Annotated in this window: 15 protein-coding genes; 8 read left to right on the top strand and 7 right to left on the bottom strand. The window is 59.7% G+C overall.

Features of this window, described 5'->3' with window-relative positions; all coding sequences use genetic code 11:
• Positions 1 to 83 precede the first annotated feature (83 nt).
• Positions 84 to 818: a lipid A 1-phosphatase LpxE gene (lpxE, locus tag RWJ89_RS18330; protein WP_168284500.1), complete on the bottom strand. Its 735-nt coding sequence runs from the start codon at positions 816 to 818 to the stop codon at positions 84 to 86.
• Between the two features lie 275 nt (positions 819 to 1,093).
• Positions 1,094 to 2,206, bottom strand: coding sequence for a 3-isopropylmalate dehydrogenase (gene leuB, locus RWJ89_RS18335; RefSeq protein WP_003543987.1), 1,113 nt, complete (start codon positions 2,204 to 2,206; stop codon positions 1,094 to 1,096).
• Positions 2,207 to 2,372: 166 nt separating this feature from the next.
• On the opposite strand from leuB, the gene RWJ89_RS18340 reads away from it, so the two are divergent.
• Positions 2,373 to 3,305: a pyridoxal-phosphate dependent enzyme gene (locus tag RWJ89_RS18340; protein WP_168284501.1), complete on the top strand. Its 933-nt coding sequence runs from the start codon at positions 2,373 to 2,375 to the stop codon at positions 3,303 to 3,305.
• A gap of 61 nt (positions 3,306 to 3,366) precedes the next feature.
• On the opposite strand, the gene leuD is transcribed toward RWJ89_RS18340, so the two are convergent.
• The 3 genes from leuD to RWJ89_RS18355 all read right to left on the bottom strand — a co-directional run bounded on the left by leuD (position 3,367) and on the right by RWJ89_RS18355 (position 4,891).
• On the bottom strand, positions 3,367 to 3,975 hold the full coding sequence (leuD, locus tag RWJ89_RS18345; RefSeq protein ID WP_003543984.1) for a 3-isopropylmalate dehydratase small subunit: 609 nt from the start codon (positions 3,973 to 3,975) through the stop codon (positions 3,367 to 3,369).
• Between the two features lie 132 nt (positions 3,976 to 4,107).
• Positions 4,108 to 4,530, bottom strand: coding sequence for a VOC family protein (locus RWJ89_RS18350; RefSeq protein WP_027668007.1), 423 nt, complete (start codon positions 4,528 to 4,530; stop codon positions 4,108 to 4,110).
• A 127-nt stretch (positions 4,531 to 4,657) separates the two neighbouring features.
• A complete protein-coding gene (locus RWJ89_RS18355) occupies positions 4,658 to 4,891 on the bottom strand; it encodes a hypothetical protein (RefSeq protein WP_077977998.1) in 234 nt (77 codons plus the stop codon).
• Between the two features lie 136 nt (positions 4,892 to 5,027).
• Here RWJ89_RS18355 and RWJ89_RS18360 point away from each other — a divergent pair, with 136 nt between their 5' ends.
• Positions 5,028 to 5,948 (top strand): HpcH/HpaI aldolase/citrate lyase family protein, encoded by a 921-nt coding sequence (locus RWJ89_RS18360; RefSeq protein WP_168284503.1) that lies wholly within the window; start codon positions 5,028 to 5,030, stop codon positions 5,946 to 5,948.
• Positions 5,948 to 6,154 (top strand): DUF1737 domain-containing protein, encoded by a 207-nt coding sequence (locus RWJ89_RS18365; RefSeq protein ID WP_017962591.1) that lies wholly within the window; start codon positions 5,948 to 5,950, stop codon positions 6,152 to 6,154. Before RWJ89_RS18360 ends, RWJ89_RS18365 begins: the two co-directional genes overlap by 1 nt.
• A 104-nt stretch (positions 6,155 to 6,258) precedes the next feature.
• Here RWJ89_RS18365 and RWJ89_RS18370 read toward each other — a convergent pair whose 3' ends face one another.
• Entirely contained in the window at positions 6,259 to 6,696 is a 438-nt protein-coding gene (locus tag RWJ89_RS18370) for a metallopeptidase family protein (RefSeq protein ID WP_003543974.1), read from the bottom strand.
• A 161-nt stretch (positions 6,697 to 6,857) separates the two neighbouring features.
• Between RWJ89_RS18370 and RWJ89_RS18375 the strand changes: the two genes are divergently transcribed.
• From RWJ89_RS18375 to bfr, 5 genes are all read left to right on the top strand, one after another.
• Complete coding sequence (locus RWJ89_RS18375) at positions 6,858 to 7,802, top strand: ImuA family protein (RefSeq protein ID WP_231284990.1); 945 nt, start codon at positions 6,858 to 6,860, stop codon at positions 7,800 to 7,802.
• A gap of 10 nt (positions 7,803 to 7,812) precedes the next feature.
• A complete protein-coding gene (locus tag RWJ89_RS18380) occupies positions 7,813 to 9,258 on the top strand; it encodes a Y-family DNA polymerase (protein ID WP_316031271.1) in 1,446 nt (481 codons plus the stop codon).
• Entirely contained in the window at positions 9,255 to 12,719 is a 3,465-nt protein-coding gene (locus RWJ89_RS18385; RefSeq protein WP_168284505.1) for an error-prone DNA polymerase, read from the top strand. The genes RWJ89_RS18380 and RWJ89_RS18385 overlap by 4 nt, the downstream gene beginning before the upstream one ends.
• A gap of 123 nt (positions 12,720 to 12,842) precedes the next feature.
• Complete coding sequence (locus RWJ89_RS18390) at positions 12,843 to 13,241, top strand: (2Fe-2S)-binding protein (protein WP_131665110.1); 399 nt, start codon at positions 12,843 to 12,845, stop codon at positions 13,239 to 13,241.
• On the top strand, positions 13,207 to 13,692 hold the full coding sequence (gene bfr / locus RWJ89_RS18395; protein WP_003543950.1) for a bacterioferritin: 486 nt from the start codon (positions 13,207 to 13,209) through the stop codon (positions 13,690 to 13,692). Before RWJ89_RS18390 ends, bfr begins: the two co-directional genes overlap by 35 nt.
• Before the next feature lie 134 nt (positions 13,693 to 13,826).
• On the opposite strand, the gene RWJ89_RS18400 is transcribed toward bfr, so the two are convergent.
• Positions 13,827 to 14,360 carry an RNA pyrophosphohydrolase gene (locus RWJ89_RS18400; RefSeq protein WP_131665111.1) on the bottom strand — a complete coding sequence of 178 codons (534 nt, stop codon included), beginning with the start codon at positions 14,358 to 14,360 and terminating at the stop codon, positions 13,827 to 13,829.
• Positions 14,361 to 14,364 lie beyond the last annotated feature (4 nt).

A 14,364-nucleotide genomic window follows, 5' to 3' on the forward strand; every position in this document is an offset into this window, starting at 1 on the left:
CGTCTTTTCGGACGTGCAAAGGACGCTGTAACATTTTGAATTGCTGCATAATTTTATCCTTAAATTGATTCCGTTTTAAGGAATTATGCCGAGCGAAACAGCTGCTTCGAGAGCGGCCAGCCATCCGGCGCCAGCTTGAAGAGCAAGCCGCAGCGGGCAAAGACGATCGCCGTCAGCAGTGAGAACCAGCCGCCGAAGGCAAGGCCGGCGATGACATCGCTCGGGTAATGGGCGCCGACCATGACACGCGTCATGCCGAGCCAGATAGCGCAGGCGATGAAGGCGACGCGATAGCGCGGAAACAGCAGCGCGAAGGCGGCGAAGAAGGCGCCGACCGTGGTGGCATGGCCGGACGGGAAACTTTCGAAAACGGAATGGCCCGAAAAGGGCGCGAAGGAAAACATGCCGTAGTCGTGGAAATGATCGGGACGCGCCCTGCCGATCGCACGCTTCAGCAGATTGGCGAGAAGCCCTGAGAAGACGACGGTGGCGAAGAGATAGGCGCCGATCCAGCTGACATAAAGCGCCTGCGCCTTGGAGCGCGCCGTCTTCAAAAGCTTGTAACCCGCCCTGCCCTGAAAGAACAGCAGGATGCTGGTGTAGATCAGCCAGGCGGAATCGCCGAAACCGGTCAGCAGCTCGCCGAGGTGTTTCACCGGCGCGGGAGCTTGGCTGGCGCCGATCGGCGCGTCGAAGAGCAGCATCGAAAGGATCACGGCATTGATCGTGACGAAGAGGCAGGCCTGCCAGCGCAAAGGCGGCATGCCGACGTCGCTCCGGCGCCAGCGCCTGTCCAGGGAAGCCCAAAATGCCCGCATTTCGTCGTCCGTTCGAATTTGGCCTAGAGCGCCACGCGTCCAACAGGACACGCTAAGGACGCTCGATTATTTGAATTGACGCATGATCCTTCATCGAAAATTGCTCCGACTTCGGGTTACGCGCTGATTGAAATCCGGCGCAAAAATACACGAGATTGTGGCCGAGAATAGTCCGTTTTAGATAATTCGACCAAGCGGGACGTGCTTCACCGCCCGCAATGAAAAAGCCCTCCGCATGCGCGATGCGAAGGGCCGGAACTGTTTCACGTGAAATATCAGGCGGAAAGCGTCTTGAACTCGGCGAGGATGGCATCGCCCATTTCGACGGTGCCGACCTGCCTTGCGCCATCGGCCATGATGTCGCCGGTGCGAATGCCCTTGTCGAGCACGTTGGCGATCGCCTTTTCCAGATCGTCGGCTTCCTTCACCAGATTGAAGGAGTAACGCAGGCACATGGCGAAGGAGGCGATCATGGCGATCGGATTGGCGATGCCCTTGCCGGCGATGTCGGGTGCCGAGCCGTGCACAGGCTCGTAGAGCGCCTTGCGCTTGCCGGTCTTGCCGTCGGGCGCGCCGAGCGAGGCCGACGGCAGCATGCCGAGCGAACCGGTCAGCATGGCGGCGACGTCGGAGAGCATATCACCGAAGAGGTTGTCGGTGACGATGACGTCGAACTGCTTTGGCTGGCGCACCAGCTGCATGCCGCCGGCATCGGCCAGCATGTGCTCGAGCTGGACGTCGGAATATTTTGCCTTATGCGTCTCGGTCACCACCTGGTTCCAGAGCACGCCCGACTTCATGACGTTGCGCTTTTCCATGGAGCAGACGCGATTCTGCCGCGTGCGGGCCATTTCGAAGGCGACGCCGGCGATGCGCTCGATCTCATAGGTATCGTAGACCTGCGTGTCGATGCCGCGCTTCTGGCCGTTGCCGAGGTCGATGATTTCCTTCGGTTCGCCGAAATAGACGCCGCCCGTCAGCTCGCGGATGATCAGAATATCGAGGCCTTCGACCAGTTCCGGCTTCAGCGACGAGGCCGCAGCAAGGGCCGGATAGCAAATGGCGGGGCGCAGGTTTGCAAAGAGCTGCAGATCCTTGCGCAGGCGCAGCAGGCCAGCTTCCGGGCGCACTTCGTAAGGCACGCTATCCCATTTCGGGCCGCCGACGGCGCCGAACAGAACGGCATCGGCGGCAAGCGCCTTCTGCATGTCGGCTTCCGAGATGGCAGCGCCATGCGCATCATAGGCGCAGCCGCCGACAAGGCCTTCGTCGGTGACGAAACCGGCATTCATCGCCTCGTTCATATAGGCGATGATCTTGCGGACCTCGCCCATGGCCTCGGGACCGATGCCGTCACCCGGCAGCAGGAAAAGATTGCGCGCTGTCATGAAACCCTCCTGGGAAAAACAAGTTGCGGTTTCTTAGACCCCGGAAATGGGCATTTCAAGCGACAGAAGCGGTGAATCGGTACGCTTCGTTCCGAGCCGCGACGGTTGCTCCTGCGTCCGCAAACGGATTAGAACGGTGACCCTATCTTTATCCTGGATGGTTTCCATGCCTTTCGCGCCTCTCCACCTCGACACGCCCTTGCTCCAGACCGCACCTGGCTACAGCGCCAGCGGCAAACCGCTCTGGCTGAAGCTCGATGCGCTGCAGCCTTCCGGAAGCTTCAAGCTGCGCGGCGTTGGCCGGCTTTGCCAGCACGAGGTGGAAAATGGGGCGCGCGAAATCTTCTGCGCTTCCGGCGGCAATGCCGGCATTGCGGCCGCTTATGCCGGCCGGGCGCTTGGTGTGCCGGTCACAATCGTCGTGCCGGAGACGACGGCGGCCGACGTACGGCAGACGATTGCCGCAACGGGCGCGAATGTCCTCGTTCATGGTTCGGTTTTCGATGAGGCCAATGCCCATGCGGTCGAACTCGCCCGGAGCCGCAAGGCAACCTATGTGCACCCCTTCGACCATCCGCTTCTGTGGGATGGCCATGCCACGCTGATCGACGAGGTGGTGGCGAAAGGGGCAAAATTCGATTGCGTGGTCACCAGCGTCGGCGGCGGAGGGCTGCTTGCCGGCATCGTCGAGGGGTTGAAGCGTAACGGGCTTTCCGATGTGCCTGTTATCGCCGTCGAAACGGAAGGGGCGGCCTCGCTCCATGCCAGCCTCAGGGCGAATGAGCGCATCACCCTTCCCGCCATTACCTCGATTGCCAATTCGCTCGGGGCGAGGCAGGTGGCGCAGCATGTCTTCGACCTGCCGAAGCAGCATCCGATCGAAAGTGTTCTCGTCAGCGACGCCGATGCCGTTGCCGCCTGCCTGAAATTTGCCGATGCGCAGCGCATTCTGGTCGAGCCGGCTTGCGGTGCGGCCCTTGCGGTTGCCGATGTACATGCCGGGCTGCTTCAGCGCTTCGATAATCCGCTTATCGAAGTCTGCGGCGGCATCGGCGTGTCGCTCGACCAACTCAGGGGCTGGAAAGAAAAATTTCTTTGACCCACACCAAAGAAAAAGCCGGGCGTAAGCCCGGCTTGATGCGGTAACCGATTGGAACGGCTCAGGCTGCCCAAGGGTGCGAAGCGGCGTTCTTCTTTTCGAAGCTGTCGATCGCCTTGCCCTTTTCCAAGGTCAGGCCGATATCATCGAGGCCGTTCAACAGGCAGTGACGCTTGAACTCGTCGAGATCGAACTTGATCAAGCCACCATCGGGGCCGGTAATCTCGAGGTTTTCGAGGTCGACGGTCAGGATGGCGTTGGAGCCGCGCGAGGCGTCGTCCATCAGCTTGTCGAGATCTTCCTGGCTGACCTTGATCGGCAGGATGCCGTTCTTGAAACAGTTGTTGTAGAAAATATCGGCGAAGCTGGTCGAAATAACGCAGCGGATGCCGAAATCCAGAAGCGCCCAAGGCGCGTGCTCGCGCGAGGAGCCGCAACCGAAATTGTCGCCGGCAACCAGGATCTTGGCATCGCGATAGGCCGGCTTGTTCAGCACGAAATCCGGGTTTTCTGAGCCGTCTTCGTTATAACGAGCCTCCGCGAAGAGGCCGGTGCCGAGGCCGGTGCGCTTGATCGTCTTCAGATAATCCTTCGGAATGATCATGTCGGTGTCGACGTTGACGACCGGCAGAGGCGCTGCAACGCCCGTGAGCTTCACGAATTTATCCATGACCCATGCTCCATTTCAGCAAATCTACTTCCTGAATTTGCATCTAGTCCAGTTTTTCGCCGAAATGAAGGAGAATCTTTCACAGATGGCGGCCACGCGACGTTTCGCGCGGTCCGCCGATTGCGGCTGTCCCTATTTGGATGGTGCGTTCAACCCCCAGAGGACGCCGAACGGATCACGAAGCTGGCCATAGCGGTCGCCCCAGAACATCAGTTCGACCGGCATGACGACTTCGGCGCCGGCAGCAACCGCGCGATCCCACCAGAAATCGATATCGTCGATGATCAGCTGAATGGCGAAGCCTTCATGGCCTTTGAAGGGATGGCCGTAGTCAGGATAGGCATCCGACAGCATGAGGGAGCTGCCGTTGATGTAGAGATGCACATGCATCGTTCTGCCGCTCTCGTCGACCGGCACGAGATAGGCCTCTTCGGCGCCGAAAGCCTTCTTGTAGAATTCCGCAGCTTTCACCGCGCCGTCGACCGTCAGATAGGGCAGCAGGCCGTTCTTGACCGGTGGCATCTTGGTCGGGTTGCTCTCTGTCGTCGCATCCATGCTTGTCCTCCATTCGTTTTTGAGCGCCGGCTGAATGCCTGGCTGCTTCAAGGACGCAGCATGGAAGCGTGATCCGACAGGGTCGGCCGAATTTTTTCAGCGAACCAAATTTTTAGCGAAAAGGTGATCAGAGATCGATGATCGTGCCGCGGCCGTCGTTCCACACGCGCATCTCGCGCTTACCATTGTTTGCCTTGGCGCGGACCGGAGCAGGCTTCATCTTCATCGAAAGCGCGCGTCCGACCATGAGCACGGTCAGGATGCCGCCAACGGCGAGCGTCACCGAAAAGGTGAAAAGCAGCATGGCCACGAAAACGGTGGCGCCGGCAAGCATGAGGAAGATGGAGCGAATGTTCTGCATGGTTAGAGACCTTTCTTCGGAAAGGAATGTGGTCCTTCTCCTTCCTCTCTGCAAGGCAAGCATGGCTTTTTGTTGTTCTGCTAGATGTCTGGGGTGGCTGCTTGCTTCGGCTTTCAAAGCTTGGCACTAATTCGCCATGAGCCGAAACCCTACGACCCGCTCCATCCGCCTGCGCCGTTCGGTGCTGAGCGTGCCTGCCATCAATCCCCGCGCCCTTGAAAAAACCCATGCGGTCGATTGCGATGCGGTGATCTTCGATCTCGAGGATTCCGTGGCGCCGGAAAAGAAGGCGGAAGCGCGGGAAAATCTAAGGAATTTCTTTTCGGCTCGGCTGCTTCAAGGCAAGGAGCGGATCATCCGCATCAACAGTCTGTCCACCGATTTCGGCCTGGCGGACATGGAGCTGGTGATGGCGCTTGGTCCCGATGCCGTGCTGCTGCCGAAGGTCGACGAACCGCAGGATATCATGGCGCTCAGTGACCTTCTCTCCGAGGCCGATGCACCGGAAGATCTGCGCATCTGGGCGATGATCGAGACACCGCGCGGCATCCTGAATGCGGCTGTTATCGCCGCAGCCGGGCGCATGCCGGGCTCACGGCTCGATTGTCTCGTCGTCGGGCTGAACGACCTGCGCAAGGAAACCGGCGTGCTGCCGCAGCCGGGGCGAAGCTATCTCGTGCCGTGGCTGATGCAGGTCGTCCTTGCGGTCAGTGCCTACGGGCTCGATGCGATCGACAGCGTCTTCAACGATTTCAGGGACGAACAGGGTTTCGATGCCGAATGTCTGCAGGGCCGGGCCATGGGCTTTGCCGGCAAGATGCTGATCCATCCGGCGCAGATCGAGCCCGCCAACCGGCATTTCAGCCCGGATCCGGCAGCGATTGCGGAAGCGGAGGCGATCATATCAGCCTTTGCCGACCCCGCCTCCGATGGGCTGAACGTCATCAATGCAGGCGGGCGGATGGTCGAGCGGCTGCATCTTGTCCAGGCGGAAAGTCTGGTCCATAAAGCGCGCCTGATAGCAGCCCGCCAGGCTGCAGCACGAAAGACGATGTGATGAAACTCTACCGCTTCCTGACCGGTCCCGACGATGCTTCCTTCTGCCATAAGGTCACCGCCGCCCTCAACAAGGGCTGGTCGCTGGAGGGCTCGCCGACCTATGCCTTCAATGCCGCAACCGGTGCGATGCAGTGCGGCCAGGCCGTCGTCAAGCATGTCGAAGGCAAGGACTACGATCCCGAGATGAAGCTCTCCGAGCAGTGAGGTTTTAGCGCATAACCCCGAAAATCGTAACCGATTTTCGGAAAGGATTATGCGTGATTGAAAGTGATAGAGCGTCCTTAGCGCGTCCTTGGACGCGCGGCGCTCTATCGCTCGGCGGCTTCCTCGGCGCTTGCCTCGATCCGCTCCATGTCATCGTCGCTCAGCCCGAAATGGTGGCCGATCTCGTGGATCAGGACGTGGGTGATGATATCGCCGAGCGTCTCGTCGTTCTCAGCCCAGTAGTCGAGAATGGGACGGCGGTAGAGGCGGATGCGGTTCGGCATCTCGCCGGTTTCCACCGTGAAACGTTCGGAAATGCCCCTGCCCTCGAAAAGGCCGAGCAGATCGAAAGGGGTTTCCAGCGCCATGTCCTCGAAAACGTCGTCATCGGGGAAATCCTCGATCTCGATCGTGAGGTTGGTCGTCAGCTGGCGGAATTCATCCGGGAGATGGCTATAGGCCTCCATCGCCAGCGACTCGAAGGCGCTGATCGTCGGCGCATGGCGATCCCGCCAATCATCGCTCTGGTCTATGCGGGCCATGAACATTCCTTCCTTTGCGGGCCCATATAGAACCTTTATCGCCGATTTTCGAGTGCGGAATCAAAGGCAGGAATATTTTCATAGAAAATGGCCGTTGACTCTTCATTAGCTCTCTGGAATCTATAAGAACATAACAGGAACAAGACGGATCGGAGAACGCCATGGCGCAGCACGCCCTGGCGCGCGAGCGGCTTTTTGCGCTCCGCGAAACCATCGCCAGACTGGAGGGACGGCCCGCGCCGGCGCTTGCCGCAGCGGAACGGGAAGCCCTGGCGGAAGGACGTAAGACCCACCAGGAGCGCACGCTGCCGCCCCTGTCGTTTGGGGTGGAGTTTCTTGACGGGGCGCTGGAAGGCGGCCTGCCGCTCGATGCGATCACCGAATTCCGTTCCGCTCTGTCTCGCGATGCCGGCGCTGCAAGCGGGCTGGCGATGGCTGTTGCCGCGCGGCTGCAAAAACAGGAAGCGGATGCCGGCCGCCTTCTGCCGTTGCTCTGGATCGGCGATGCCGTCGGCACGCTGGAGGCAGGCCGTCCCTATGCTCCCGGGCTTCGGGATTTCGGGCTGAGCCCGGAGCGGTTTCTCCATGCCGCGCCGCGCAAGCTGGACGAGGCGCTCTGGCTGGCGGAGGCCGCGGTGGAAAGCGCTGCCTTCTCGGCCGTCATCTTCGAAGTACGGGGCAATCCTGCCCATTTCGGCCTGACCGAAAGCCGCAGGCTTAGTCTCAGGGCGCATGCTGCCCGCCGTCCGCTCTTTCTTGTCCGTCAGGCCGGGGCGGAGGAGGCAAGCAGTGCGGCCTTCCGTCTGCATGTCGAACCGGCCCCATCCGCTCTGCGGCCGTTGCCGGATGGATCGAAACTTTCCGGCAGCATCGGCAATCCAATTTTCCGTCTGACGCTGGAGAAGAGCCGCAATCCGGCCCCGCTCTCCTTTCTTCTGGAGTGGAATCCCCATGAACGCGAATTTTTCCCTGTTGCCGAACCAAACCTCGTTCGTCCTCCAGGCGAACAGTCAGCGCATTCTGGCGCTCAGCTTCCCGCATCTGCCAACGGACCGCATCGCCCGCAGGCGATGGGGGCTCTCCTGGCGTTCGAAAGGGCGTCCTGAAGGGCCGCCTATCGTCTGTTCCGGCAAGCTCAACAATGCCATGCGGCTGACGGCACTGGACGAGTTGGCCGAAAGGCTGGGGCTGAGGAAGGAGCTGGGCGTTGCCGAAGCGCGCGCCATGCACCCGCTGCTCGAGGTCGCGGAAGAGGATCCGGCAGCCGACCGCCGGTTGCTGGAGGCAATTGCCGACTGGTGCGACCGTTATACGCCGCTGGTGGCGTTCGACGACAAGGATGGCCTGTTTCTCGATATTAGCGGCTGCGCCCATCTTTTCGGCGGTGAAAAGGCGCTTCTTAGGGATGTGCTGTCGCGGCTTTTTCATATGGGGTTCGATGCCCGCGGCGCGATCTCATCGTCACCCGGCCTTTCCTGGGCCGCGTCCCGCTTCGGGCAAGGCGGCGTGATCGAGGACGAAGAGACGGAACATGTGCTGATGTCCTTGCCGGTTGCAGCCTTGCGACTGGAAGGACAAACCGTCGATGCCCTGAAGAAACTCGGTCTGAAATATGTCGGTGACGTTATCGATGCACCGCGGGCGCCGCTGACCCGCCGGTTCGGCCCGGAGCTGCTTCTGCGTCTCGACCAGGCGCTGGGACGTGAAGAGGAGCCGGTCTCGCCCCGGCGTCCTGTTGCCAGCCTCTCGGCCGAAAGCCGGCTGATCGAGCCCATCGGGACGGAAGAGCAGATTCTTGCCGTCACCAGGCAGGTCGCCTTATCGCTGCAGCCGTCGCTGGAGGCGCGGGGGGCTGGCGGGCGGGTGTTCGAACTGGTCCTGTTCCGCGTCGACGGCAGGGTTTTTCGTATCTCCGTCGGCGCTTCGCAGCCGCTTCGCGAACCAAAGTTCATCGCCGGGCTTTTTTCCGAACGATTGCAGGCGGTCTATGACGATCTCGATGCCGGCTATGGTTTCGAGATCCTGCGGTTGAATGTGTTGCGGCACGATCCCTTCAACGAGGCGCAGGGTGATTTCGAGGGCGACCGTCAGGGAGAGATCTCGCTTTCGGCTTTCGTCGACCGGGTCTCGGCCCGACTGGGTGCGGATTGCCTGCAAAGCTTTCAGCTCCGCGAGAGCCATGTGCCGGAACGCGCCGTCATCACGGTTCCTGTGATGGACAGCCTTCCCAGGCGGAAGGCAGCGCAGGACATCCAGCTTCCTTTCCGCGAAGAGCGCCCGCTGCGGCTCTTTGCAACGCCGGAGCCCGTCGAGACCATACTTGCCGAAGTGCCCGATGGTCCGCCGCAGATCTTCCGCTGGCGGCGCATGCAGCATCAGGTGGCGAGAAGCGAAGGGCCGGAACGGATTGCCATGGAGTGGTGGATCGATGGGGATGACGCCGAGGCACGTGACTATTTCCGCATCGAAGATGAGACCGGACATCGCTTCTGGATTTATCGGCGGGGCTTTTATGGTCAGGAGCTTGATCCTCGCTGGTTCATGCATGGCGTGTTCGCATGACAACCACGCGCGCATTCTTCGAGATCGGCACAAGGACGAATTTCTCGTTTCTTGAAGGCGCCTCTGGCCCGGAAGAGATGGTCGTACAGGCCGCTTATCTGAAGCTCGGCGGCCTCGGCATAGCGGACCGGAATTCGGTTGCCGGCGTGGTGCGGGCGCATGCACAGGCGGAGCAACTTGAGGAGAGATACAAGAACAGGGATGAGATTCTGGCCCAAGCGAAGAAGGAAGGAAAAATGGAGGTCATCCTCGATCCTATCCGGGTTCAACCGGGCGCCCGTCTCGTCTTTTCCGACGGAACCCCTGATATCCTTGCCTATCCGCAAAACCGGCGAGGCTGGGCAAACCTCTGCCGCCTTCTCAGCGCCGGCAATCTGAAGGAGGAAGCGGTCAAGGGAAGCTGTATTCTGACGGAAGCGGAACTCATGGAATGGGGAGACGAGATGATGCTTGCCTTCGTTCCCGATCGCACCCTTGTCGATCATCAGACGGGTCAGTCGTCGCTGGAAGATTATCTGGAACGGTTTCGCAGACGCTTCCGCAAGGCTTTTTTTATGGCGCTGGCGCCAGCCTATGACGGTCGCGACAGGCAGGTCTTTGCGGTGCTTGCCATGCTTGCTGCTCGAAACCGCGTGCCGCTGATTGCGACCAATCAACCACTTTATCACCACCCCGAGCGCCGGCCGCTTTCGGATGTCGTGATCGCGATCCGAGAGCACGTGCAGATAGCGCAAGCCGGATTCCTGTTGGCGCCGAATGCCGAGCGTTACCTCAAGGATTCACGTGAAATGGTCCGGATATTCCGGGACTATCCTGATGCGGTCGAAAATACGCAAGGCTTCTTCGGCAAACTAACCTTTTCGCTGAAGGAATTGGAGCACAATTATCCGCCAGAAAACGATCCCGGCGAAACGCCGCAGGAGACTCTCGAAAGGCTGACGAGAGCGGGAGCGGTAAGACGCTATCCCGAGGGTATTCCGCCCAAGGTGGCGCAACAGATCGATTATGAACTGAAACTCATTGGGGATAAGAAATATGCCTCCTATTTCCTGACGGTGCATAGGATCATCCAGCATGCCCGCTATGAACTCAAGGTCTTGTGCCAGGGGCGCGGATCGGCGGCAAATTCGGTCATCTGCTATTGTCTCGAAATAACGGAAGTCGATCCCGAAAAGAGCACACTGCTCTTCGACCGCTTCATTTCGATGGATCGCGACGAACCGCCGGATATCGATGTCGATTTCGAGCATGACCGACGTGAAGAGGTCATCCAGTTTATTTACAAAAACTACAAAAGAGAACATGCGGGACTGACGGCGGGGGTGACCACCTACCGCACCCGTTCGGCCGGCCGCGAGGTCGCCAAGGCCTTCGGGCTTTCGGAGGATGTCCAGTCGGCGATCAGCAGCCTCGTCTGGGGCTGGTCGGAGGACAATCTTTCCGAACGTGATGCCAAGGCGGCCGGTCTCGACGTCAAGGATCCGGTGACGCGGAACGTGCTGAAATATGCCTCCGAGCTTCTCGGCTTCCCGCGCCACCTCACCCAGCATGTCGGCGGCTTCGTCATCACGCGGGACCGGCTCGACGAGGTGGTGCCGATCATGAAGACGGCGATGCCGGATCGCTACATGATCGAATGGGACAAGGACGACCTCGACAACGTCAAGATCCTCAAGGTGGATGTGCTGGCGCTCGGCATGCTGACCTGCCTGCGGAAGGCCTTTTCGCTGCTTGAGCTGCATTACGACGTGAAGAAGACGCTCGCAGACCTCGGCAACAAGGAGCATGGGGATGAGGGCAAGCCGGTTTACGAGATGATGGGCCGGGCCGATACGCTTGGGGTCTTCCAGATCGAAAGCCGGGCGCAGATGAGCATGCTGCCGCGTCTGAAGCCGAAGGTGTTCTACGATCTCGTCATCGAGGTGGCGATCGTTCGGCCAGGTCCGATCCAGGGCGACATGGTGCATCCCTACCTGAAGCGACGGGAGCAGCGGGCCAAGAACATTCCGATCGAATATCCGAGCAAGGAGCTGGAAACTGTTCTGGAAAGAACCCTCGGCGTGCCCTTGTTCCAGGAACAGGCCATGCAAATCGCCATTACCGCAGCAGGGTTCAGGCCGGCGGAAGCCGATAAGCTTCGCAGAGCGATGGCGACATTCAAGAGAACGGGTACGATCGGTAATTTCGAAAAGCGGTTCATCGAAGGAATGGTCTCAAAAGGTTATGCCCAGGAATTCGCGCAGCAGTGTTTCAACCAGATCAAAGGCTTCGGCGAATATGGTTTTCCGGAAAGCCATGCCGCCTCCTTCGCGCTGCTCGTCTATGCCTCCTCATGGCTCAAGGCCTATTATCCCGACGTCTTCTGCGCGGCGATGCTGAACTCCCAGCCGATGGGGTTTTATGCGCCGGCGCAGCTGGTGCGGGATGCACGCGAGCACGGGGTAAAGATCCTGCCGGTCGATATCAATGAATCGGACTGGGATTGCGGTCTGGAAGAGGCCGCTTTCGATCGGAATGCCGTCGATTTCCGGCACGACAAGATGCGTGAGATCATCAAGGCCCGGCATGCGGTGCGGCTGGGTTTCCGGCAGATCAAGGGTCTTTCGACAGACGATATGGAACGGCTCGTCAGCCATCGAGGCGAAGGCTACAGCTCGGTGCGCGATCTCTGGCTGCGGTCCGGTCTGCAGAAATCGGTCATCGAGCGACTGGCGGATGCCGATGCGTTCCAATCCCTCAAACTGTCACGACGCGACGCGCTCTGGGCGGTGCGGGCGCTGGATGTGAGGAGTGCTACTGAGGAGCTGCCGCTTTTCGAGCAGGTCCGTCATGTCGACCTCCAGGCCGAGCCTGTAGCGAAGCTGCCGGAAATGCTGCCGGGAGAGCAGGTCATCGAGGACTATCGTTATCTCTCACTGTCGCTGAAGGCGCACCCCGTCTCCTTCCTGCGTGAGGAATTGTACAAGGCCGGTGTGACACGCAATGTCGATCTGTTGAAGGTCGCGAACGGAAAAAGGGTGACGATCGCGGGCCTCGTGCTGGTGCGCCAGCGGCCGGGTTCGGCCAAAGGTGTGATCTTCATGACGCTGGAAGATGAGACCGGCGTGGCCAATGCGATCGTCTGGTCGAAAATGTTCGACAAATACCGCTCGGTCGTGATGGGCGCCCGGCTGGTGAAAATCCGCGGCAGGCTGCAAAGCCAGAGCGGGGTGATCCATACCGTCGTCGAGCATATCGAGGACATGACGCCGGCGCTCGGTATCCTGCAACGCGAGGCCCGGCGTTTCGGCGTCTGTGAGCGGGCAGACGAGGTGCTGAGGCCGGGTGCCGATCAGCGGCAGAAAAAGCTTGCGAATGCGCAGGAGAGGGCGGAGTTGGAAAAGCGGATGATTGCCACAGGCCGCCATGCGGGTGCGGCGGAAACCGCTGAGGTGATGCCGCGCGGACGCAACTTTCATTAAAAATGCATTGCACCGATCAAGAGCATGCGGCGCGCCTTCATTTGCCTTATGGCGTCATCATCCTGAAACCGCTGCATAATCCCGGACGATATGCATGGGGCCTTATCCGCACACCGCTGTTTGATGCTGCGGGACTCGAATTTTTTCTTGACAGCCACCATCTTCTTTAGCAAAAAACACGATAGTCAGTGTCATGTTTGGAATGAAGACGTGCTTGTCTGCAGCTGCAATTATATAACCGATAAAGAAATCCGGGAGGTTATCACCAACCTTCTCGATGAAGACTGTTGGCAGCTTATCGTGCCTGCGAAGGTCTACCACGCCATGGAAAAACGCGGCCGCTGCTGCGGCTGTTTCCCCAACGTGGTCGACCTGATTATCCAGACAACCGAGGAATATCACGCCCGTCGCCACTCGACGGAGACCGAAATATTTGATTTCATGTCCCGCTTGAAACAATTCCATGAGGAAAACAGGAGAGCGGACATTGAAAGGCGACAAAAAGGTCATCGAGCGGCTTAACGAGGCGTTGTTCCTCGAACTCGGTGCGGTCAACCAATACTGGGTTCATTATCGTCTTCTTGAAGACTGGGGCTATACCAAGCTCGCCAAGAAGGAGCGCGCCGAATCCATCGAAGAGATGCACCATGCCGACCGGCTTGTTGCGCGCATCATCTTCCTCGAAGGCCATCCCAATCTGCAGACCCTTGCACCTCTGCGCATCGGCCAGAACGTCAAAGAAGTTCTGGAAGCCGATCTTGCCGGCGAGTACGACGCCCGCGCGGCCTACAAAAAGTCGCGCGATATCTGTCATGACGCAGGCGATTACGTTTCCATGAAACTTTTCGAGGAGCTGCTGGCGGACGAGGAAGGTCACATCGACTTCCTCGAAACGCAGATCGACCTGCTCGAGAAAATCGGCGAGAGCAAATACGGCCAGCTTAACGCCGATTCCGCCAACGAAGCCGAATAATATTCGAACGAGATGCCGGCCGACTATGGCGGCCGGTGTTTGCGATCTGACGCTGTTGAACGCGAATCGGTGCAGTCGGCATTCTTCGGAGGCATCATTGCCGAGCGTAAACGGAGGCGGTCATCCTGCCGTGATCAGTTTTCCGATTGAAGTGTTTCCAAGTGCTGGAACTCGGCCACCACCTGGTCGTAGACGGCGCGCTTGAAGGGGACGATCAGCCCCGGCAGTTGCCGCATCGGCTTCCATTCCCAGGCATCAAATTCCGGCTCGTGGCCGCCAGGCGGCGGATTGATGGCGATCTCGCTGTCGTCGCCGTCGAAGCGGAAGGCGAACCAGCGCTGCGTCTGGCCGCGGAATTTCCCCCTGAGCCCGATGCCGATCAGTGCCGGCGGCAGATCATAGTTGATCCAGTCTCTCGCTTCGGCAAGCAGGGTCACCGTCTTGATGCCGGTCTCCTCGTAAAGCTCGCGGTAGGCGGCGTCCAATGGATCCTCGCCCTTGTCGATGCCTCCCTGCGGCATCTGCCAGAGCTGTGGCGAGCCGTCATATTCGGAATTGCCGTCGGAGATGCGTCTTCCGGCCCAGACGAGGCCATCGCGGTTCAGGATCATCACGCCGACGCAGGGGCGGTAGGGCAGATCCTCGGCTTTCACGGTCCTCTGGTTCATCTTC

Origin of the sequence: Rhizobium sp. 10PS4 (assembly GCF_032464805.1) — a bacterium.
GTDB classification, from domain to species: domain Bacteria; phylum Pseudomonadota; class Alphaproteobacteria; order Rhizobiales; family Rhizobiaceae; genus Rhizobium; species Rhizobium laguerreae.

Bases quoted from the DNA above. Each gene is read 5' to 3' on its own strand.
- RWJ89_RS18350 (WP_027668007.1), bottom strand. From the start codon at position 4,530: ATGGATGCGACGACAGAGAGCAACCCGACCAAGATGCCACCGGTCAAG.
- RWJ89_RS18390 (WP_131665110.1), top strand. From the start codon at position 12,843: ATGCTGCGGGACTCGAATTTTTTCTTGACAGCCACCATCTTCTTTAGC.
- RWJ89_RS18365 (WP_017962591.1), top strand. From the start codon at position 5,948: ATGAAACTCTACCGCTTCCTGACCGGTCCCGACGATGCTTCCTTCTGC.
- leuB (WP_003543987.1), bottom strand. From the start codon at position 2,206: ATGACAGCGCGCAATCTTTTCCTGCTGCCGGGTGACGGCATCGGTCCC.
- leuD (WP_003543984.1), bottom strand. From the start codon at position 3,975: ATGGATAAATTCGTGAAGCTCACGGGCGTTGCAGCGCCTCTGCCGGTC.
- RWJ89_RS18360 (WP_168284503.1), top strand. From the start codon at position 5,028: ATGAGCCGAAACCCTACGACCCGCTCCATCCGCCTGCGCCGTTCGGTG.
- RWJ89_RS18340 (WP_168284501.1), top strand. From the start codon at position 2,373: ATGCCTTTCGCGCCTCTCCACCTCGACACGCCCTTGCTCCAGACCGCA.
- RWJ89_RS18400 (WP_131665111.1), bottom strand. From the start codon at position 14,360: ATGAACCAGAGGACCGTGAAAGCCGAGGATCTGCCCTACCGCCCCTGC.
- RWJ89_RS18375 (WP_231284990.1), top strand. From the start codon at position 6,858: ATGGCGCAGCACGCCCTGGCGCGCGAGCGGCTTTTTGCGCTCCGCGAA.
- RWJ89_RS18385 (WP_168284505.1), top strand. From the start codon at position 9,255: ATGACAACCACGCGCGCATTCTTCGAGATCGGCACAAGGACGAATTTC.
- RWJ89_RS18355 (WP_077977998.1), bottom strand. From the start codon at position 4,891: ATGCAGAACATTCGCTCCATCTTCCTCATGCTTGCCGGCGCCACCGTT.
- RWJ89_RS18370 (WP_003543974.1), bottom strand. From the start codon at position 6,696: ATGGCCCGCATAGACCAGAGCGATGATTGGCGGGATCGCCATGCGCCG.
- lpxE (WP_168284500.1), bottom strand. From the start codon at position 818: ATGCGGGCATTTTGGGCTTCCCTGGACAGGCGCTGGCGCCGGAGCGAC.